Source organism: Halopseudomonas salina, from assembly GCF_008641105.1.
Window position 1 is genome coordinate 346,309 of record NZ_VTTI01000003.1, and the last position, 19,008, is coordinate 365,316.

Below are 19,008 nucleotides of genomic sequence, written 5' to 3' on the forward strand. Positions count from 1 at the left end.
CTTTCATGACCCAGAATTTGCAAACCCTGATCCTGACCGCGTGCCTGGCACTGCCTGTTGTTGCTTGGGCCCAGGAATCCACCGCGCCAGGCGATGTCGATGCGGGCACAACAATGGCAAGCCAGGAAACCGACCTAGGCACGCTGCAGGCTGAGCTAGCCAATGTGGAAGCAGAGCGTCAGCGTCTGGCTCAGCGCCTGGCAGGCAGCGCAGACACACAGGAACTGGAGCGCCTTCGCGAGGCCAACCGCGAGCTGCAGAACCGACAAATCGAAAATGACATGCAGGCACGAGCCTCCCTGGAAAAACAACGCCAGCAATGGTTCATGATCGGCGGTGGTAGCGTGCTGGTGAGTTTGCTGGTCGGCTTCATGTTGGCTCGCAGCAGCAAGCGCAAGCGTAACGAATGGATCAATTGAACGAAAACAGGATTCTGATCATCGATGACGATCAGGAGCTCTGCGCGCTACTCTCAGACTGGCTGGACACCGAGGGGTTCAGCCTGAGCTGCGCCAATGACGGCACCAGTGGTCTCGAACAGGCCATTAACGGTAGCTTCAAAGTCATCATCCTTGACGTGATGTTGCCGGGCATGAACGGCCTGGATGTGCTGCGCAAGTTGCGTCAACAGTGCAATACGCCTTTACTCATGCTCAGCGCCCGCGGAGAGCCGGTCGACCGAATATTGGGTCTGGAGCTGGGGGCTGACGATTACCTTGCCAAGCCCTGCGACCCCCGGGAGTTGGTAGCTCGCCTGCGCGCCTTGCTGCGCCGCAGCCAGGCCGCCGTTACCGACAGTGTTGTGCAGGTCGGCGATATACGTATCGATACCGAAAGCCTCATGGCCTGGCGAGCAGAGGAGCCGTTGGCGCTGACCCAGAGTGAAGCGATGATCCTGCGCGCCCTGCTTGAACGGCCAGGCCAACTGGTGGACCGTCAGAGCCTGTCGCGTCAGGCGCTGGGGAAAAATCTTGGTCCCTATGACCGCAGCATGGATATGCACCTGAGTAACCTGCGGCGCAAACTCGGGCCACATGAGGATGGCCGACCGCGCATCCAGGTATTGCGTGGGCGCGGTTATCTTTACAGCAACTGATGAGTCCGAGCCGATCTTTACACAGCCTTTACCCAGTCCATGCTCCGCTTGACGCGACATCGCGCAGACTGTGTTTCATGGCCTGAACCCGGGCCACCACGAACAGGAGCTACCCCATGAAACACACTCTTATCGTTTGCGTGCTGGTAATGGCCACGAGTTTTTCTGCTGCCGGTTTCGCCGGGCAACACAAAGATGGCAAGGGCATGCATGAGCGTCATATGGAACGTATGGCCGCGGAGCTGGACCTGACTGCAGAGCAACAGGACCAGATCGGCAACATCAACAGCAAGTACGCCAAACAGTACCGTGAACTGAGCCAGTCCCATCGCAAGGAAATCCAGAGCTTACTGAACAAGGAACAACAGGAAAAAATGAAGGCGCTGCGTGACGAGCGCCGAGACAAGATGGCCGACTACCACAGTCGACAGAATGACAAGCGTGGCATGAACCCCGACAGCGACAACTGATTCCGTGCGCCTGTTCTGGAAAGTCTTTGCCGTCCTCTGGATCGCCACTTTACTGGTGGGCGGATCGGGCTTTCTGGTCAGTCGGGCTCTGCAACAGGACTGGCTCCTGTTGCAGTTTCATCCGCAGCTCAAGGACTTTGCCCAAGAGTTGACTGACCTGTACGAAAACCAGGGCCCGGCCCAGGCACAGGACTGGCTGGCAGTACAACGCGAAGCCAACCGCTTACGGGCTCAACTCTACAGCGATGCCGGTCAGCCCTTGCTCGCCGGCACCCTGCCCCAGCTACCCCGTTTTGCCCAGCCACCAGCCGCTGAAAAACGCTCGCGAAGCACCCGTCACGGTCGCATGTTCCAGCTTGCTTGGAGCTCAGCGCAGGCGGATTATCACCTGAGCCTGTTTGTACCGGCACCGGAGCTCTTCCGTTGGCAACGCACACCCCTGGCCTTGCTTGCCAATATTGCCTTGGCCATGTTTCTCCTGGCGATTGTCAGTTTGTTGCTCAGCCGCTATCTGACCTCTCCACTTCGCCAGCTGGGTCTGGCCGCCCAATCCCTGGCCCAGGGGCGATTCGAGTCGGACCAACTTAACCGCATCGGCCGTCGACGTGACGAGATAGGTGATCTGTCCAGACATTTCAACCAGATGGGCGAGCGAGTGCAAAGCCTGCTCGACAGTCAGCGCCAGCTGATGCGCGACATTTCCCACGAGCTCCGCTCACCGCTCGCACGGCTAAGAGTGGGGCTTGCACTGGGCAACAGAAAAGTCCTGCAGGAGAATGACCCCCTCTGGCTGCGTCTGGATCGCGAATGCAGCCGCCTGGACGCATTGATCGAAGACATACTGACCCTTAGCCGCCTGGACAGCCAGGACCAGCCCGCCGAGCCATTCCCGCTGGACCCCCTAGTATCTGCATGTGCGGAAGACACCCGGTTTGTCGCCGAAGATCAGAAAATCGAGCTGCGCGGAGCGACAAACTGCCAACTGCTAGGCTGGCCTGATCAACTGGGCAGTGCGGTAGACAATCTGCTGCGTAATGCCCTGCGTTTTTCTGCTCCTCTGGGCCTGATCCGCATCACGCTGCAAAGCAAATCCGGCTCAATGGCGTCATCACAATGTCAGATCACCATTGAAGACGATGGCCCAGGTGTCGAGGAATCCTGGCTCTCACGACTGGGCGAACCCTTCCTGCGACTACCCGGACAGACCAGTAACAGTGGTCATGGCCTGGGGCTCGCTATCGCCAGACGGGCGATCAGCATGCATGGAGGCAAGCTAACATTTTCTCGCAGCGAATTGGGCGGGCTGAAGGCAACCATCGATCTGCCTGCTCAGCCGGGCGGCCAGCTCTGAAAGTAGTCCGACACCTCGAGACGGGGCAGGCTCTTGACCGGGCCTACAGAATGACCAACATACAGATAGGCCACAATATGTTCATTTTCGGCCAGCCCCAGCCCGCTGCGAACAACCGGATGCGAAGCCATGGACCCGGTACGCCATACGGCCCCCAGACCCAGCGCATGCGCTGCAATCAACATGTTACCCACTGCCACGGCACAGGACATATCCTGCTCCTGCCTGGGCACCTTGGGATGCTCCCGATGCGCAGCGACTGCCACGATCAAAAGGGGCGCCCTTTCAGGCTTGCGACGCATGCGCTCCAGAGCAACTGCATCCAGACCCGGTGAATCAGCGAGCGCTGCCTTGGCAAACAGATCGCCAAGGCGCTGCTGCCCCGCGCCTTCGATTACCAGGAACCGCCAGGGACGCAACCATGCGTGATCAGGCGCTCGCAGTGCCGCTCGATACAACACCTCTCGCTGCTCCGGGGTAGGCGCAGGGCCCTCCAGGCGCGTTACTGACACACGTTCGTGCAGGGCAGTCAGGGCATCCATCAATCAGGGTCTCCTGTATCATTCAGGTTGGGCATTTTACTCTCCAGATGCTGCTCACGATATTGGCCCGGAGGCATCCCGAACCAGCGTTTGAAGGCCCGAAAAAAATTGCTTGGATCAGCAAAGCCCAGCAGATAGGCCACCTCCAACAGGGTCAAACGGCGTTGGCGTAACAGCTGCATCGCCAGCTCGCGGCGGGTTTCGTCCATCAGGTGCTGAAAACTGGTGTTCTCTTCCTGCAACCGACGCTGCAGCGTGCGTGTGCTCATGCTCAGGGCGCTGGCCACGCTCTGTCGCTTGGGCTCACCCTGAGGTAGCAGCCGGCAGAGTACCTGCCGCGCCTGATGGGTGACCCTGGTCTGCTCGAAGCGGGCCAGGTAATCACCGGCAAACTGATCATGCATCTGTGCCAGTGTCGTATTTCCTGATGCCAGTTTCGCATCCATCACCTCCCGCGCGAAACTCATGCTGTAAATGCTCGCACCGAAAACCAGTGGGCATTGAAATAACGCTTCATAGGAACTGATGTCAGCGGGCTGCGGGTAGGCCAAGCTAACCTGCAGGGGCACTATTTGTTCACCCGTCATCCAGCGAAAGAAAGCGATCATATAAGCCATGGCTGCATCGTGGCTCTGGCGCGGAGCCGGCACCGTATCGCCATGAATATGCAGCTCCATGGTGTAGCTGTCAGGGCTTTGCAGGAGGGACATATCGGAGGCTTCGCCAATAATGCGCTGGTAGCGCACCAGCCGCGCAAGCCCCTCACGCAGGTTGGTACTGGATAACAGCGCAAAACCGACCACATTGAAATGCGCCGGACGAATCACACGGGCCATATTCAGACCTATGGCCGGATTATTCGAGAGCTGCACGGCCAGCTCCCATAGCCGGGTCATCTGATCCTGGGGAATGCGTGCATCCGGATCGGCCAACAACTCATGATTCATACCCAGCGTTGCAAAAAGATCTTTGCCGACCAGACCCTCGAGTTCAAGCGCCTGCACAATTGCCAGCGCCCAGTTTGAGGAAGTAGTGCGTTCAAGCTGGGTCATGATGGTCTCGCATGTTGCAATAGGGCTCCTGGTGTCAACACAGCTCGGCTTCGCCGGCAGTCATCGCAAAAAAGCGAACAAGCCCATAAACATGGGTTTGGCACGTGCAGTCATAGGGTGACCTCTGCTGGCTGTTCTATAGTCAGAGGATACCCTATTCACCGGAGAAGCAGCATGGCACAGACTGATTCAGCCAACCCGGCAGCCGATAAGGAATTTCATTCCTTTGCCGAGTTCTATCCGTTCTATCTTAGCGAACATGCCAACGACACCAGCCGCAGGCTGCACTATATCGGCAGCCTGTTGGTCCTTGGTGTGCTGGCATGGACGATACTGACCCAGAATTGGCTGCTGCTTATCGTGCTGCCTATCGCCGGTTACGGCTTTGCCTGGGTTGGCCACTTTTTCTTTGAGAAGAACCGACCTGCCACCTTCAAGTATCCCCTGTACAGCTTCATGGGCGACTGGGTCATGCTTCGCGACGCCCTTACCGGCCGCATTCGCTTCTGACAACGAACTGACTGTAAGCACAGCGACAGTCTGATGCTGGCAGGTCGGCATATACTGGCTGGAAGTACAAGTAGAGGAGTAATCCCATGAGCGAGCAACGCGCAGGCTTCAAAGCCATGCAGGAAGGTACAGCCGAAGACTGGCAGTTGATTTCCAGCCACTTCAGGGCCTTTTCCCAGGGCCTGCCAGACCGGGTCATGACGCACCTCCAGTTGCTCGATGGCGATTACGGCGGGTTTCCGATCGACCGCCTCGAGCATTCCCTGCAAACAGCCACGCGCGCTCACCGCGATGGGCAGGACGAGGAGTATGTTGTCTGTGCCCTGTTGCACGATATCGGAGATACCCTCGGCTCATACAACCATCCAGATATTGCCGCCGCCATCCTCAAACCATTCGTCTCAGAAGAGAACCTGTGGATGGTCGAGAAGCACGGCGTATTCCAGGGTTACTACTTCTTCCACCACCTTGGTATGGATCGTCATCTGCGCGACCAGTTCAAGGATCATCCCCTGTACCAACGCACCGCCGAGTTCTGTGCCAAATACGACGCCACCGCATTCGATCCCGATTATGCGTCTGAACCTCTGAGCTTCTTCGAACCCATGTTACGAAGAGTCTTTGCCAAGCCCAGGCAGTCAATTTACAAGGCTGTGGGCAAGGACGCCGACGCAGCTTGATATAATCGCGGGCTACATCGGCCCGCGCCTTTTGTTGTCATTTGATAGACCAGGGCACCTTCTTTGCAGTTTCACTGAAACCTGATGCATATTATGATCTGAGCCTGAATAGCCCCGACTGACCCGGAGGCGATTGTTCGTGCGCTCGTCATTTCCCGCCCGACCATGGCCCCCAGAAAAACAATCTGTCAGCGGGCCACTTTGCGCGTCAGGGAAAGACTGACCATGATCCTCAACAGCCGCGTTCAACCGGTAAAGCCGCCCCTTGAGGGATTTCACTCCAGGGTTATTGCCTACCTGTGTGTAGCCATTACATTCAGCGCAATCATTTTCGAGCAGGGTTTCAATGCCATTCACGCCGGAGTGATCGTGTATGCCCTGCTGTATCCTCACCTCGTGCGCCTGCTTATCAACCGGTTCAGGAACCTGCAGCCGTTTCACAGCAGGCTTGCACTACTTGGTATTGACGGCCTCAATACCGGCATTTTCATTACGTTATGCGCCTTCGCTGCCGTGCCCAGCATGGTTTTCATACTGCTCATCAGCTTCTCGAGCATTATTATCGGCGGGCCGGTCTTCATGCTCACTGGCTGGCTGCTGGTCTTGCTTGGAGTTATCGCCTCAAGCGCGATTGTTACCCCCCAGGTCGTTTTGCACTCCACTACGCTGGTGGCCGTCAGCAGCCTGCTGAGCGGCGGTGCCTTTACGCTGATCATGGCCGCCTTCGTCTATCGTCAGGGCCGCACCCTGGCTCAGGCTCAGAAAGTTATCAGCGCCGAACAGGAAAAGACCGCCAGACTCGCCACCAGCCTGTCCAAATATTTGTCGCCCCAGGTCTGGGAGTCCATTTTTACTGGCAAGCAAAGTGTGCAATTGGAGACCCGGCGTAAAAAACTCACCGTATTCTTCTCGGATATTCGTGGCTTTACCGAGCTTGCCGAGGAAATGGAAGCAGAAGCTCTGACGGATCTGCTGAATAATTACCTCAATGAGATGTCCCGGATCGCGCTGCAATATGGCGGCACCATCGACAAGTTCATTGGTGACTGCGTCATGATTTTCTTCGGTGACCCGGTCAGCCAGGGCGCCAAGCAGGACGCCGAGGCAGCGGTGTCCATGGCCATCGCCATGCGCAAGCACATGAAGGTACTAAGGCAGCAATGGCGCAGCAAGGGCATTACCCGTCCACTGGAGATCCGTATGGGGCTGAGTACCGGCTACTGCACGGTGGGCAATTTCGGAGCCAACACGCGCATGGATTACACTATTATCGGGCGGGAAGTAAACCTGGCCAGCCGGCTGGAAAACGCGGCTGAGGCGGGCGAAATACTGATACCCCATGAGACCTATTCACTGGTCAAGGACCTGATCATGTGCCGCGACAAGGGGCAGATAAACGTGAAGGGGTTTTCCAAGCCGGTGCAGATCTACCAGATAGTTGGCCTGCGCCGCGACCTGGGTGCAGCCCCCTCCTTCGTTGAACACGAAATGCCGGGCTTTTCCATGTATCTCGACACCAGCGGCATACGCAATTACGACAAGGATCAGATCATCAAGTCACTTGAGCAGGCCGCCCGCAAGCTCCGGGACAAGGTTATTCTCTGAGCCTCGGCGAGCGTTTATCTGCTCGCCTCGCCAGCCAGCTCTGAGGCATCGATGGGGTCTGCTTGCGCGGGTTCCGGCGCCCACTGATACAGCTCGATGCGCCCATCAAGGTGCTCGATCAATGCCGTGCAGGATTCTACCCAGTCGCCGCAATTGTGATAGTCGATGCCGTTCACCCGGCGAATTTCCGCATGGTGAATATGGCCACAAACCACACCTTGATAGCCCCGCTTGGTGCACTCATGGGCCAACGCCTGCTCGTAGTCACTGATGAAACTGACTGCGCTCTTGACCCGATGCTTGAGGTAGGCCGACAGCGACCAGTAACCCAGGCCGAAGCGGCTTCTCCAGAAATTCAGCCACCGATTCAATACCAGAGTAAATTCATAGGCGTGATCGCCCAGAAAGGCCAGCCAGCGATGACAGCGGGTGATGACATCAAACTGATCGCCATGGGTCACCAGTAACTTGCGCCCATCCAGTGTCTGGTGCTCGGCTTCGTCTACCAGGTGAATGTTACCCAGCACCAGACTGGTATAGCGGCGCAGGAATTCGTCATGATTCCCGGTGATGTAGGTGACCCTGGTGCCACGCTTGCTCATTGTCAGCACCCGGCGCAACACATTGGTATGTGCCTGCGGCCAGTAGATACCGCTGCGCAATCGCCAGCCATCAATGATATCGCCGACCAGGTACAGGTGATCGCACTCGTGGCTCTTGAGAAATTGCGCAAGCTTGTCTGCCTGGCAGCCTCTGGTACCCAGGTGGAGGTCGGATATCCAAAGAGTACGTACCCGGTGTTTGAATTCCGGCAAGATCGTTTCGGCCTGACTCATGGTTCATTCTCCCTGACATGCAACTGCAGCCTGTTCCCATGCCCTTGCAGCCTGATGACAAAGAAATGACCATTACATGACAACCGGTCCAAACCCAGTGCCTGCTGGCCGCCTTACAGGCGCCTATTCGTGTCGCCGCTCGTATACAATACGCACGTACAGGTCCCGGTCCGGATTCAGGTCATATCATGTTGAAACGCATCTGCTTGCTCCTGCTGATTTTCGCTACCCCCTTCACCACTGCTCAGGAACTGCGAACTGGTCTGGTTCTCTCGGGTGGCGGCGCCCGAGGGCTGGCACATATCGGCGTTCTGAAGGAGCTGGAGGCCCGTAATATCCCCATTCATGCGATCGCGGGCACAAGCATGGGCGCCGTTATTGGCGGCCTATATGCAGCGGGCTACAGCGCGGCAGAGATCGAGCAGATTGCGCTGGAGCTGGACTGGCAGGCTACGCTGGGAGATGACCCTCTTCGTGAAGATATACCATTCCGGCGCAAGCAGGATGATCGGGATTTTCTCGTGAAGCATCGTCTGAGCTTTGATCGCGGTCGTCCAAATCTGCCGCTCGGGCTTTTGCAGGGACAGAACCTGGGGCTGGTGCTGGAAACCCTGCTGGTGCACACCAATGATATAGACGATTTTGATCGACTGCCCATCCCGTTCCGTGCAGTTGCAACCAATATTGCCACCGGTGAAGCTGTCATTTTCGATCAGGGGCACTTGCCCCTTGCAATCCGCGCCAGCATTGCCCTGCCGGGCTTTTTTGCGCCGGTAGAAGTTGATGGGCAATTGCTCGTGGATGGTGTTCTGGTGAAAAACGTGCCAGTGGACGTAGCCCGCGCAATGGGCGTTGATCGTGTGATCGTGGTGGATATCGGCACACCACTGAAATCCGCAGAGCAGCTCAATTCCCTGATCGACGTCATGGACCAGACAACCACCCTGTTGACCCGTACCAATACCCAGGAACAACTCGACACCCTGGGGCCCCAGGATTTGTTGATCCAACCTGAACTCAGCGCCATGGGTTTCAGCAGCTTCGACGAGGCTGCATTCGCCATCAATGCAGGCGCAAAGAGCCTGAACAGTCGCTCGGACCTTGCACGTTATGTGGCGGGCAACGGGCAAACCGCGCCCTCCACCAATCCGCGAGACATCAGACCCGAGAGGCAACCGGTCATCCACGCCATACGGGTTGAGAACAGCGGAAAAGTAGCTGACGAGGTGGTGCGCAGCATGATCCGTCAACCGCTTAACGAACCGCTGAATCTCGATCGACTGGAAACCGACATGGGGACCATTTACGGAACCGATTACTTCAGCAGGGTGAACTACGAGATCGTGCATGGTGAGCAGATCAATACCCTGCTGGTGCGCACCAGCGGTCGCGAAACAGGTACCGACTACCTGCGCCTGGGGCTCAGCCTGGCAGACGATTTTAATGGCGGCAGCCAGTTCAATATCGGGGCCAGTTTCCGCGTCAACGGGGTAAACCCGCTGGGCGCCGAGTGGCTTTCCCGAGTACAGATAGGCGAGCACCAGATCCTTTACAGTGAGTTCTACCAACCACTGGACTATGGTTCACGCTATTTTGTTGCCCCTTTCGTTGACGCCGAGGCGCGGAATGTTGAAGTGATAACCGACAACGACCCGGTAGCCGATTATCGACAGAAACGCTACGGAGCAGGACTGAATCTTGGCCGACAGATTGCCAACAACGGTGAGTTACGCTTCGGCATTTCCCGCTACCATGGCGAGGCGGACGTACGGGTCGGGGATCGTGAGTTGCCGTCATTCGGATTCGAGGAAGCCTTCTACAGCGTGCAACTGGACCGCGATACGCTGGACAACATCAATTTTCCTCGGTCAGGGGATGAAGCCCGGATGGTCTGGCGTCAATCCGAACCCGACCTTGGTGCTGACGAGCGCTACCGTCAAGTCGAGTTTCGCGTCAACAAGGTGCTGGCCTTCGGTCCCAACAGTATCCAGTTCGGCGGCTCACTGGGACGCACAGACGGCGACGTCGGCGTGGCCCAGAGCAGCTTTCTGCTTGGCGGCCCGGGGCAGTTCTCAGGCTTCAGGCAAAACAGCCTGGCGGGCCAGAATTACAATCTGGGCCGGGCCCTGTACTACCGTCGGCTGAATCCCGGCAAGTTCGTACCGGTTGGCCTGCCTGTGTACCTCGGGGCCAGCTTCGAGTACGGCCGGGTGTACAATAAGGACGCTGATGGCTTTGACACCGGCTATATCGGCGCCGGCAGCCTGATGCTCGGCCTGGATACTGTGCTGGGCCCCCTGTTCTTTGGTGCAGGTGCCAATCAGGAAGGTGAGCGAGCCCTCTACATGAAGCTTGGCCAGACTTTCTGAGGGCTATGCACTTCAGGCCCCGGCAATCTCATGGATCAGCGCGGCGCGTATGCAATGCAGAACGCCCTCCTCCACTGGTTCCTCCAGCTCTTTGGCAACGGTGCGCACGCCCGGCAAATCTTCTTCGGCTTCATTGAGAAAGGCATCCTGAATGCGCTCCAACTGGCCGGGAGGCAATTCGATAGCCTGGTGTAGCGCCAGCTTGCCGATGCTGATGGCCTGAGCCAGTTGCATGTACACCTGCTTGACCGGCATGCTCAGCTGGCGGCTGATCTGCTCTGCGGTCATCCCTGCCATAGCCAGGGCCTGGGCATCCCGACTCGCCTCTTCTGCGCCCGAAGCAGCCGGCGCATCTCCCACCAGCACCTGAAGAAAATCGGCGCCATAGCGCTCCAGCTTGTGCGAGCCAATACCACTGACCAGCCCCATGTCCTGCAGATTACCTGGACGTTGGCGCAGCATATCCACCAGGGTCGAGTCCGGAAATATGACGTAGGGTGGCACCCCGTGAGCCTCAGCAAGCTTCTTGCGCAGCGCCCGCAGGGCTTCCCAGAGAGGTTTGTCAGCCTCGGCAATGACTGCTTTCTCGCCCGAACGCGATGGTAAGGCCGCGGTCCGGGTAGCGTCCTTGCGCAGCGCCAGAGTCTCTTCTCCACGCAGCAGAGCCCGGCAACTTTCCGACAGTCTCAGACTGCCGTAGCCGTCCAGATCGATCTCGGCCAGACCGCGAGCTATCAACTGACGGAAAACCGATCGCCACTCCTGCTCCGACAGGTGCTTGCCGATGCCATAAGTAGACAGGTGCTGGTGACCGGCACTGCGGATCTTCTCATTGTCCCGGCCCAGCAGAATATCCACCAGATGACCGACCCCGTAGCGCTGACCACTGCGATAGGCGCTGGACAGCGCCATTTTTGCCGCCTCACTGCCATCCCAGGTATCAGCTGGCTCCACGCAGTTATCGCAATAGCCGCAGGGCTCAGGCAGGGTTTCACCAAAATAGTCCAGCAGCATCTGGCGGCGGCAGCTGGTTATCTCACACAAACCCAGCATCGCATCCAGCTTGTGCCGCTCAATCCGCTTGTGACGCTCATCCCCTTCGGAATTGGCCATGATCTGATTGAGCATCAGCACGTCCTGAAGACCATAGGCCATCCAGGCATCAGCGGGCAGACCATCGCGACCTGCCCTGCCCGTCTCCTGATAATAGGCTTCAATGCTCTTGGGCAGATCCATGTGCGCCACAAAGCGGACATTGGACTTGTCGATCCCCATACCGAAGGCGATGGTCGCAACCATGATCAGTCCGTCTTCATTGAGAAAACGCTTCTGATGCGTAGCGCGTAGTTCGGACGGCAGGCCCGCGTGGTATGGCAGCGCCGGCCAGCCCTGCCCGCTGAGCCACTGGGCTATGTCGTCAACCTTGCGACGTGACAGACAATAAACAATACCGGCATTGCCCTTGTGACGAGCCAGCATGCCCAATAACTGCTGCCGCGGCTTGTCCTTGGGCACAATGCGATAGAAGATATTCGGACGATCAAACCCGGAAATGAAGCAGGGTGCGTTTTCGAGCTTCAAGCGCTGGCTGATGTCCTGCTGAGTGCGCTCGTCAGCGGTCGCAGTCAAGGCCATGCGTGGCACTTGGGGAAAATGCTCAGCCAATTGACCCAGCTGCAGATATTCCGGCCGGAAATCGTGCCCCCACTGCGACACACAATGCGCCTCGTCGATAGCAAACAGGGCGATATCCAGGGTCTGTAAAAACTGCAATGTGCGCGGCTTGAGCAAACGTTCAGGCGCGAGGTAGAGAAAGTCCAGCTCGCCGCGGCGCATCTGACCGGCGATTAGACGCTGGTCATCCTCGCTCAAGGTGGAGTTGAGCGCGGCGGCTTTGAGACCCAGCTCATTCAGGGTAGCTACCTGGTCATCCATCAACGCGATCAGGGGCGAAACAATCACTGCGAGGCCTTCGCGCAGCAAGCCGGGGATCTGATAGCACAGGGATTTACCACCGCCGGTGGGCATCAGGACCAGGGCATCGCCACCAGTCGCCACCTGATCGATGATGTCGGCCTGCTGGCCACGAAATTCGGCATAGCCGAAGATCTCCTTGAGTCGCTGCAGAGCTTGCTCGCGCATGGGTCTCCCTAGGGTGAAGATGACGGATCATGGCGATCGCGTCGGCCTGGTAAGCAAAACATTGTACCAGCCTCGCCCGGCAAGTCCGCGCCCCATGTCAACTTGCCACAAGCGCTTTGGCAAAAGCGCGGAGGCGCGCGTACAATGCATGCATTATCCACTATGAGGTGTCCCATGTCCTTCGCCGACCAACTCGAGCGCCTGCAGGAATTTCTAGATGCAGACGACCTGCACGATGAAGCACTGGATTACCTTGCCTCGCACGGATATCTCGCTGCTCTGTGCATCAGTCCGGTAGACGTACCCGAAGAGGAGTGGATTGCCGAGCTCTTCGCCGAGGAGCCGAACTACCGCGACGAGGCGCATAAAACCGATATTGAAGATGGACTGCGCACGCTGAAATCACAGATTGCCCGGGAACTGGCCAGTGACGAAGACCTTGAGCCGCCGTGCGATCTGGAACTGGGCGATGAGCCGGACCTGTCAGACCTGCGTAGCTGGTGTGTGGGCTTTCTCGAAGGCGTTTTCCTGCGCGAGGAAGACTGGTTCGACAAGGATGAAGAAACCGTCAGTGAACTGCTGCTGCCGATCATGGTGGGCTCAGGCCTGTTTGAAGATCAGCCGGAGTTTGCAGAAATCGCCCAGGATGAAGACATGGTCGATGACATGATGCAGCACATCCCCGAAATCCTCACGCAACTGTTCTTGTTGTTCCACGCACCGGAAGACAAGCCCAAGCCGGCATTGTTGTCGCGTCACTGAAGTCGGTTACGCCATTGAAGAAGGGCCTGCAAATGCAGGCCCTTTTTTGTTTCAGATCCCGGGGAATCCGGCCATCCGCCAGCAGTCACTGGCGTCAACTGCCATGTGAATGAGTAGGCCGATGCCCACCAGCCGCAACGGTTGCCACAGCGTCATCAGCAGGTAACCGGTGATCGCCGTATAGGTGTGCAATGGATGAAAGCCGATCGAGCAACGGTCGGCGGCAAAAATGGGATCGGCAAGCAAATGATCGAGATCCACCAGCATTACCGCCACCATGATCAACCACGCTTTCTGCCATTGCTGACGAAAGAACACCAGGGCAACAACCAAAGGCAGCAGAAAATGCAAAAAAAGATGAAAAGCAAAGGTAACTGTCATGCGACGCTGGCGCCCTCACCGGCAGCTACCCAGCGCTCCAGCAGCGGAAGAACGTCACTTGGCGACTGGTAACCGTTAGCTATCAGCGCCAACTGCCCGTCGCGCTCGGCCAGCAGGGTCGGGAACCCGGCAATACCCAGGTCCCGCGTCCAGGAAAAATCCGCTGCTATTGCAGCACGGCTGATTTCCGCATCAAAACACTCACCGAAAGCCTTGCGTGAGTAGCCCACCTGTTCCGCCAGCTCAATCAGTGCCAACGTCTGGCCAACGTCCTCGGCTCTGGCGTAAAAGGCCTGTTGAATTGCGCTGACCAGAGCCCAGACTCTGTCGGCGTCCAAGGCTCGCCCCGCAACCAGGGCACGGCATGCAGGCTCTGTGTTGTAAACGAATGTCGCTGGCAGGTCGTCCGGCGTCATAAATGGCTGGCCAGATGCGATAGCTACCGCTTCCCAATGCTCCCCAAGAGCTCCCCTGGCAGCATCATCCAGCGGTGAGCGGGCCCCCGGTCGCAACCCACCAGCCACCAGATGGATGGACAAGCTCGGATAACGCTCGATAATCTGCTCGATAACAGGTGCAAACCCCCAGCACCATGAACACATCGGGTCCATCACGTATAGCAGTCGCTGAGCCATGGTTGTCTCCGTCATGTCGTGCTGTCAGATGATGATTGGGCCTGTTGCTGCCCTATCGGATGCGGCTGGTTGCGCAGCTTGGCCAATTTCACCTGACGCTGACGCTCTTCGGCACGGCGCCGGGTCTTCTCTGGCAGGCTATCGTAGCAGCGCGGGCAACTGATACCTTCCTGATACTGCGGCGATGCTTTCTCTTCAGCAGATATCGGGTGGCGGCAGGCGTGGCACTGGTCAAAGGAGCCCGGCGCCAGATCATGTCTCACGGTTACCCGATTGTCGAAAACGAAACACTCGCCATTCCAGCGACTTTCCTCTGCGGGTACCTCCTCAAAATACTTGAGAATGCCGCCCTTGAGATGAAACACCTCGTCGAAACCTTCCTGCAACATGAAACTTGATGCCTTCTCGCAGCGTATCCCGCCGGTGCAGAACATCGCCACCTTCTTGTGTTTCGCCGGGTCATAGTGCGCTTTGACATACTCGGGAAACTCACGAAAACTTTTGGTCTGAGGGTCTATCGCGCCTTCAAAGGTACCTATCGATACCTCGTAGTCATTGCGGGTATCGATCAGCAGTACCTCGGGGTCGCTGATCAACGCGTTCCAATCAGCAGGCTCAACATAGGTGCCGACCTTCTCGTTGGGACTCACGCCCTCGACGCCGATGGTCACGATCTCCTTCTTCAGCTTGACCTTGGTGCGGTAGAAGGGCATCTCTTCACAGATGGATTCCTTGTGATCCACATCGCTCAGACGGGGATCGCTGCGCAGCCAGCCGAGCACCGCATCCATGCCCTCGCGAGGGCCGGCAATGGTGCCATTGATACCCTCGCGAGCCAGTAACAGGGTGCCCTTGACGCCATTGGCGAGCAGGGTATCGAGAAGGGGTTGGCGCAGATTCTGGAAGTCTTCCAGCGTAACGAACTTGTACAGCGCCACTACGACGATTCGGGACATTATCTACCTCGGTATTCAGTTATCGCCCACGTAAAGGGCGTACCATTTGCCCGGGCAATTCTAACAGAGGCCTGCCCCGGCGTCAGCGACCTGTCTTGCCGCCGCCCAGACAGTTTGGAGAATCCGGAGCCTGCTGAAGGGTGCTCCACTCCTCAGGTGTGTAGGTATGCAGTGCCAGTGCGTGTATACGTGACATCAGATCCCCCAGGCTGCGGTACACGGCCTGGTGGCGCTTGACTGCATTCAGACCAGCGAACTCATTACTGACCACCACCGCTTTGAAATGCGACTCGGAGCCCGGCGGCACATTATGCATGTGGCTTTCGTTTACCAGGTCAAGGTGAACCGGCTGCAGGCTCTGCATGGCCTGGTGCAATGCATTCTGGACTTCGCCCATGATGTCTCCGTCAAAAAAAGGAATATCGACTCAATTGTCAGCACAATCGTCGCGGATGATTGTACCTCAGGACATGCCTAGCGCAGTCCTTGCTGCCGCGTTTCAATCTCATCTGCCATACGCTCCAACAACAACTGAATCTCGGGTTCCAGACGCTCCTCCACGCGTGCGCGGCTAATTGCCATGGAGTCGCGGGTAAGCTGCGGCAGGTGCTGCATCAGCTTGCGTCCGGCAGGCGACTGGTAGAACTGCGCCAACTCCTCGAACTCATCTTCACTGAACACCGGTAGATAGAGGTCGATCAGCTCGTCACGCATCGACTCCCAGGCGAGCTCTCGATCGAGCACCTCACGGGCCTGCTGCTGATAGCTGCGCAGCACAGACTCGTACTGCAAGGATCCGCCCAGCTGGGAAAACTGCGCATTGATCAGGTTGCTTACCTGGGCATAGACCGGCGCGGTCATGCCCTGCGCATTGGCCAACTTTAGAAATCGCTCGGCACTGGCCCGATGGGATGCCTCGTCGGCCAATGCCGGGGTAATTTGTCCGCTCCCCAGCAGCAGCCAGAACAGCAGGGGCAACAAATGAATACGCATGGATCTTCTGGTTTCCCCGGGTACATCCAATGAAGCTTCTATACTGACAGCCATGACTCACATTGACCACTATGGAGGCTCAGCATGAGTACGCGATTAGAATCAGACAGTATGGGCGATATCGAAGTCCCCGCAGACCGTTACTGGGGCGCCCAGACACAACGCTCGTTGCACCATTTTGCGATCGGTGAAGAGCGGATTCCGATCTCTGTGGTTCATGCGCTAGCGTTGATAAAGAAGGCCTCGGCGCGGGTAAACCACCAGCTCGGCAATCTGGACGAAGATACTGCCATCCTGATCGAACAGGCAGCGGATGACGTCATTGAAGGCCGGCTGAATGACAACTTTCCGCTATCCGTCTGGCAGACCGGTAGCGGCACTCAGAGCAACATGAATGCCAATGAAGTTATCGCCGGACGAGCCAACGAGCTGTCTGGTGGTGAGCGCGGTGGCAAGCAGCCTGTGCATCCCAATGATCACGTCAACAAATCCCAGAGCTCCAACGATACCTTTCCCAGTGCGATGCATATCGCGGCCGTCCTGCAAACCCGGGAAAAGCTGATTCCCGCCGTAAGCGAACTGCGCCAGGCGCTCGACGACAAGGCACGCTGTTACGAGCAACTGATCAAGATAGGTCGCACCCACATGATGGACGCCACGCCGGTGACCTTCGGCCAGGAGCTTTCCGCCTTCGTTGCACAACTGGATATGGGGTTGCTGGCAGTAGAGCAGGCGCTGCCTGGGGTGTACGCCCTGGCGCAGGGTGGAACTGCCGTGGGAACCGGTCTGAATGCGCCAACCGGCTTTGCCACAACACTGGCCGAGGAGGTCGCGCGCCTTACCGGCCAACCCTTTATTAGTGCGCCAAACAAGTTCGCTGCTCTCAGCGGTCACGAGCCCCTGATCCAGCTGCATGGCGCCTGCAAGCAATTGGCAGCCACCCTGATGAAACTGGCCAACGACCTGCGCTTGCTCGGCAGCGGTCCACGGGCCGGCTTCGCCGAAATTCGGTTGCCGGCGAACGAACCCGGTAGCTCGATCATGCCCGGCAAGGTTAACCCGACCCAGTGTGAAGCGCTCTCAATGATCGCCTGCCAGGTGCAGGGCAATGATGTCACCCTGGGCATCGCCGCGAGCAGCGGTCACTTGCAGTTGAATGTGTTCAAACCTGTGATTATCCATACCCTCTTGCAATCAATCCGTCTGTTGACCGACGGCTGTAACAGCTTCCGCGAGCACTGCGTGGAGGGTATGGAGCCGGATAGCCAGCGCATGCGTGAGCATCTGGACAACAGCCTGATGCTGGTCACCGCGCTCAATCCGGTTATCGGTTATGACAAGGCGGCGGATATTGCCAAGAAGGCCTACAAGGAGGGTACCACCCTGAAACAGGCCGCGCTGGCGCTGAATTATCTGAGCGAAGCGGAGTTCGACAAGGCCGTCAAACCCGAGCAAATGGTCGGGAGCTAGGCCCTTTTTCGCGGCCGAGCGGCCGCGAAAAGCTGATTCAGGACGCTGCCGGCGGTGGCGTAATCGCCAACCGCCGCAGCCGTCGACTTTTCAGTTTCTGAATCAGACTTGGCGCCAGCGCAACCAACGCCGATCCTGTCACGACCAGCAAGGCGCCCAGGTACGCCAGGTTGTTCAGCAGCTCGGGCGTGATGACTGTCGGCCACAGCATCGAGCCCAGAGCAACCATAGCGAAGGTGAACAAAGGAGTAGTGGCAATGGTCGCACTCACTCTTGATGCCTCCCAATGCACCAGTGCTTCGGCAAAGGCGCCGTAAGCGATCAAAGTGTTCAGGCAACAGCCCACCAGCAGCCAGAACTGCAACGTGGTCAACTGCATGACCGAGGCGGGTGCGGCCAGCGGTAACAAGAGTGTTGAACAGGCAAGATAGATGACCATCATTACCGTAATCGAAGACCAGATGGTCAGCAGCTGCTTCTGTGCCAATCCGTAGAGCGCCCAGGTTGCCGCAGCGCCCAGCGTGATCAGAATACCCAGCGTATAACTGGTCATTTGCGTAAAAAGTTCGACGAGACGCTGATTGAAGAACAAGACGAAACCGACCACCAACACCGAGAGACCAATGAGCTGACCTATACCGAACCTCTCCCGGAATACCCACATACTTCCAAGCATCAGCATCACAGGTGCAACCTGGATCATCAGCTGCATGGTGCCGGGAGTCAGCCTGCTCAAACCCATCAGATACAGTACGTAGTTGAATGTAAGCCCCAGAATGGCGACAACCAGCAGCCATCTGTTGGTCACTGACAGCGCCCTTATTGACGGCAGGCGGCGCCGCCAGGCGAGCCAGGCAAAGAGTATTACGCCAGCGGTGAACAGGCGGTACCAGGTCACGGTGTAGGGATCCATGCCCTTGAGCACTTCCTTGAGCATGATGGGCAGTACCGCCCAGAGTACCGTAGTAATCATGGCCAGAAGAAAACCGTACAACCAACGACCTGACGAAACGTGCATGGGACACCTGAAACAGGGAAAGGGCGGATAATCCGGCATTCTAGTGAGCGCTGCGTCAGGAGCACAGCTACAGCTGACAGGAAGTTGCGGTACTAACTGTTACGGGCAAAAAAACAGCTGCGCCCTCGCGGGTAGCAGCT

The 19,008-nt window shown here is 57.6% G+C and carries 20 protein-coding genes; 10 read left to right on the forward strand and 10 right to left on the reverse strand.

Annotated elements, in window-relative coordinates:
• Positions 1-5: 5 nt before the first annotated feature.
• From FZF01_RS06930 to FZF01_RS06945, 4 genes are all read left to right on the forward strand, one after another.
• Positions 6-419 carry a hypothetical protein gene (locus tag FZF01_RS06930; protein ID WP_150277410.1) on the forward strand — a complete coding sequence of 138 codons (414 nt, stop codon included), beginning with the start codon at positions 6-8 and terminating at the stop codon, positions 417-419.
• Positions 407-1,096, forward strand: a complete 690-nt coding sequence (locus FZF01_RS06935; RefSeq protein ID WP_150277411.1) for a response regulator transcription factor — start codon at positions 407-409, stop codon at positions 1,094-1,096. The genes FZF01_RS06930 and FZF01_RS06935 overlap by 13 nt, the downstream gene beginning before the upstream one ends.
• A gap of 116 nt (positions 1,097-1,212) precedes the next feature.
• A complete protein-coding gene (locus tag FZF01_RS06940; RefSeq protein WP_150277412.1) occupies positions 1,213-1,566 on the forward strand; it encodes a Spy/CpxP family protein refolding chaperone in 354 nt (117 codons plus the stop codon).
• Between the two features lie 4 nt (positions 1,567-1,570).
• Positions 1,571-2,917, forward strand: a complete 1,347-nt coding sequence (locus tag FZF01_RS06945; RefSeq protein WP_150277413.1) for a sensor histidine kinase — start codon at positions 1,571-1,573, stop codon at positions 2,915-2,917.
• Here FZF01_RS06945 and FZF01_RS06950 read toward each other — a convergent pair.
• Together FZF01_RS06950 and FZF01_RS06955 are read right to left on the reverse strand one after the other, a co-directional pair.
• Entirely contained in the window at positions 2,896-3,459 is a 564-nt protein-coding gene (locus tag FZF01_RS06950) for a nitroreductase family protein (protein WP_150277414.1), read from the reverse strand. The genes FZF01_RS06945 and FZF01_RS06950 overlap by 22 nt on opposite strands.
• Positions 3,459-4,511, reverse strand: a complete 1,053-nt coding sequence (locus tag FZF01_RS06955) for an AraC family transcriptional regulator (RefSeq protein WP_150277415.1) — start codon at positions 4,509-4,511, stop codon at positions 3,459-3,461. Before FZF01_RS06955 ends, FZF01_RS06950 begins: the two co-directional genes overlap by 1 nt.
• Before the next feature lie 174 nt (positions 4,512-4,685).
• On the opposite strand from FZF01_RS06955, the gene FZF01_RS06960 reads away from it, so the two are divergent.
• The 3 genes from FZF01_RS06960 (at position 4,686) to FZF01_RS06970 (ending at position 7,306) form a co-directional block, all read left to right on the forward strand.
• Positions 4,686-5,021 carry an Mpo1-like protein gene (locus FZF01_RS06960; RefSeq protein ID WP_150277416.1) on the forward strand — a complete coding sequence of 112 codons (336 nt, stop codon included), beginning with the start codon at positions 4,686-4,688 and terminating at the stop codon, positions 5,019-5,021.
• A gap of 86 nt (positions 5,022-5,107) precedes the next feature.
• Entirely contained in the window at positions 5,108-5,701 is a 594-nt protein-coding gene (locus FZF01_RS06965) for an HD domain-containing protein (RefSeq protein ID WP_150277417.1), read from the forward strand.
• A 225-nt stretch (positions 5,702-5,926) separates the two neighbouring features.
• A complete protein-coding gene (locus tag FZF01_RS06970) occupies positions 5,927-7,306 on the forward strand; it encodes an adenylate/guanylate cyclase domain-containing protein (protein WP_150277418.1) in 1,380 nt (459 codons plus the stop codon).
• A gap of 14 nt (positions 7,307-7,320) precedes the next feature.
• Here FZF01_RS06970 and FZF01_RS06975 read toward each other — a convergent pair whose 3' ends face one another.
• Positions 7,321-8,142 carry a UDP-2,3-diacylglucosamine diphosphatase gene (locus FZF01_RS06975; protein WP_150277419.1) on the reverse strand — a complete coding sequence of 274 codons (822 nt, stop codon included), beginning with the start codon at positions 8,140-8,142 and terminating at the stop codon, positions 7,321-7,323.
• A gap of 188 nt (positions 8,143-8,330) precedes the next feature.
• On the opposite strand from FZF01_RS06975, the gene FZF01_RS06980 reads away from it, so the two are divergent.
• A complete protein-coding gene (locus FZF01_RS06980) occupies positions 8,331-10,511 on the forward strand; it encodes a patatin-like phospholipase family protein (protein ID WP_150277420.1) in 2,181 nt (726 codons plus the stop codon).
• Positions 10,512-10,523: 12 nt separating this feature from the next.
• Here FZF01_RS06980 and recQ read toward each other — a convergent pair whose 3' ends face one another.
• Positions 10,524-12,653: a DNA helicase RecQ gene (gene recQ / locus FZF01_RS06985; protein ID WP_150277421.1), complete on the reverse strand. Its 2,130-nt coding sequence runs from the start codon at positions 12,651-12,653 to the stop codon at positions 10,524-10,526.
• Between the two features lie 174 nt (positions 12,654-12,827).
• Here recQ and FZF01_RS06990 point away from each other — a divergent pair, with 174 nt between their 5' ends.
• Positions 12,828-13,415 (forward strand): UPF0149 family protein, encoded by a 588-nt coding sequence (locus FZF01_RS06990; protein ID WP_150277422.1) that lies wholly within the window; start codon positions 12,828-12,830, stop codon positions 13,413-13,415.
• A gap of 51 nt (positions 13,416-13,466) precedes the next feature.
• On the opposite strand, the gene FZF01_RS06995 is transcribed toward FZF01_RS06990, so the two are convergent.
• The 5 genes from FZF01_RS06995 to FZF01_RS07015 form a co-directional block, all read right to left on the reverse strand.
• Positions 13,467-13,796, reverse strand: coding sequence for a DUF6122 family protein (locus FZF01_RS06995; RefSeq protein WP_150277423.1), 330 nt, complete (start codon positions 13,794-13,796; stop codon positions 13,467-13,469).
• Positions 13,793-14,431 (reverse strand): DsbA family protein, encoded by a 639-nt coding sequence (locus FZF01_RS07000; protein ID WP_150277424.1) that lies wholly within the window; start codon positions 14,429-14,431, stop codon positions 13,793-13,795. Before FZF01_RS07000 ends, FZF01_RS06995 begins: the two co-directional genes overlap by 4 nt.
• An 11-nt stretch (positions 14,432-14,442) precedes the next feature.
• Positions 14,443-15,390: an oxygen-dependent tRNA uridine(34) hydroxylase TrhO gene (gene trhO / locus FZF01_RS07005; RefSeq protein ID WP_150277425.1), complete on the reverse strand. Its 948-nt coding sequence runs from the start codon at positions 15,388-15,390 to the stop codon at positions 14,443-14,445.
• Between the two features lie 79 nt (positions 15,391-15,469).
• A complete protein-coding gene (locus FZF01_RS07010) occupies positions 15,470-15,784 on the reverse strand; it encodes a BolA family protein (RefSeq protein WP_188434298.1) in 315 nt (104 codons plus the stop codon).
• Positions 15,785-15,861: 77 nt separating this feature from the next.
• Complete coding sequence (locus tag FZF01_RS07015) at positions 15,862-16,380, reverse strand: DUF2059 domain-containing protein (RefSeq protein ID WP_188434297.1); 519 nt, start codon at positions 16,378-16,380, stop codon at positions 15,862-15,864.
• Positions 16,381-16,464: 84 nt separating this feature from the next.
• Between FZF01_RS07015 and fumC the strand changes: the two genes are divergently transcribed.
• The gene (fumC, locus tag FZF01_RS07020; protein ID WP_150277428.1) at positions 16,465-17,850 is read left to right on the forward strand and encodes a class II fumarate hydratase; all 1,386 of its coding nucleotides are present in this window, start codon (positions 16,465-16,467) and stop codon (positions 17,848-17,850) included.
• Positions 17,851-17,887: 37 nt separating this feature from the next.
• Here the strand turns inward: fumC and FZF01_RS07025 are convergent, their stop codons facing one another.
• The gene (locus FZF01_RS07025) at positions 17,888-18,868 is read right to left on the reverse strand and encodes a DMT family transporter (RefSeq protein WP_150277429.1); all 981 of its coding nucleotides are present in this window, start codon (positions 18,866-18,868) and stop codon (positions 17,888-17,890) included.
• Positions 18,869-19,008: the final 140 nt, after the last annotated feature.

What these genes read in the sequence shown, in the direction of transcription:
- FZF01_RS06930 (WP_150277410.1), top strand. Translation starts at nt 6, where the DNA reads ATGACCCAGAATTTGCAAACCCTGATCCTGACCGCGTGCCTGGCACTG.
- FZF01_RS06935 (WP_150277411.1), top strand. Translation starts at nt 407, where the DNA reads ATGGATCAATTGAACGAAAACAGGATTCTGATCATCGATGACGATCAG.
- FZF01_RS06940 (WP_150277412.1), top strand. Translation starts at nt 1,213, where the DNA reads ATGAAACACACTCTTATCGTTTGCGTGCTGGTAATGGCCACGAGTTTT.
- FZF01_RS06950 (WP_150277414.1), bottom strand. Translation starts at nt 3,459, where the DNA reads ATGGATGCCCTGACTGCCCTGCACGAACGTGTGTCAGTAACGCGCCTG.
- FZF01_RS06955 (WP_150277415.1), bottom strand. Translation starts at nt 4,511, where the DNA reads ATGACCCAGCTTGAACGCACTACTTCCTCAAACTGGGCGCTGGCAATT.
- FZF01_RS06960 (WP_150277416.1), top strand. Translation starts at nt 4,686, where the DNA reads ATGGCACAGACTGATTCAGCCAACCCGGCAGCCGATAAGGAATTTCAT.
- FZF01_RS06965 (WP_150277417.1), top strand. Translation starts at nt 5,108, where the DNA reads ATGAGCGAGCAACGCGCAGGCTTCAAAGCCATGCAGGAAGGTACAGCC.
- FZF01_RS06970 (WP_150277418.1), top strand. Translation starts at nt 5,927, where the DNA reads ATGATCCTCAACAGCCGCGTTCAACCGGTAAAGCCGCCCCTTGAGGGA.
- FZF01_RS06975 (WP_150277419.1), bottom strand. Translation starts at nt 8,142, where the DNA reads ATGAGTCAGGCCGAAACGATCTTGCCGGAATTCAAACACCGGGTACGT.
- FZF01_RS06980 (WP_150277420.1), top strand. Translation starts at nt 8,331, where the DNA reads ATGTTGAAACGCATCTGCTTGCTCCTGCTGATTTTCGCTACCCCCTTC.
- recQ (WP_150277421.1), bottom strand. Translation starts at nt 12,653, where the DNA reads ATGCGCGAGCAAGCTCTGCAGCGACTCAAGGAGATCTTCGGCTATGCC.
- FZF01_RS06990 (WP_150277422.1), top strand. Translation starts at nt 12,828, where the DNA reads ATGTCCTTCGCCGACCAACTCGAGCGCCTGCAGGAATTTCTAGATGCA.
- FZF01_RS06995 (WP_150277423.1), bottom strand. Translation starts at nt 13,796, where the DNA reads ATGACAGTTACCTTTGCTTTTCATCTTTTTTTGCATTTTCTGCTGCCT.
- FZF01_RS07000 (WP_150277424.1), bottom strand. Translation starts at nt 14,431, where the DNA reads ATGGCTCAGCGACTGCTATACGTGATGGACCCGATGTGTTCATGGTGC.
- FZF01_RS07010 (WP_188434298.1), bottom strand. Translation starts at nt 15,784, where the DNA reads ATGGGCGAAGTCCAGAATGCATTGCACCAGGCCATGCAGAGCCTGCAG.
- FZF01_RS07015 (WP_188434297.1), bottom strand. Translation starts at nt 16,380, where the DNA reads ATGCGTATTCATTTGTTGCCCCTGCTGTTCTGGCTGCTGCTGGGGAGC.
- fumC (WP_150277428.1), top strand. Translation starts at nt 16,465, where the DNA reads ATGAGTACGCGATTAGAATCAGACAGTATGGGCGATATCGAAGTCCCC.
- FZF01_RS07025 (WP_150277429.1), bottom strand. Translation starts at nt 18,868, where the DNA reads ATGCACGTTTCGTCAGGTCGTTGGTTGTACGGTTTTCTTCTGGCCATG.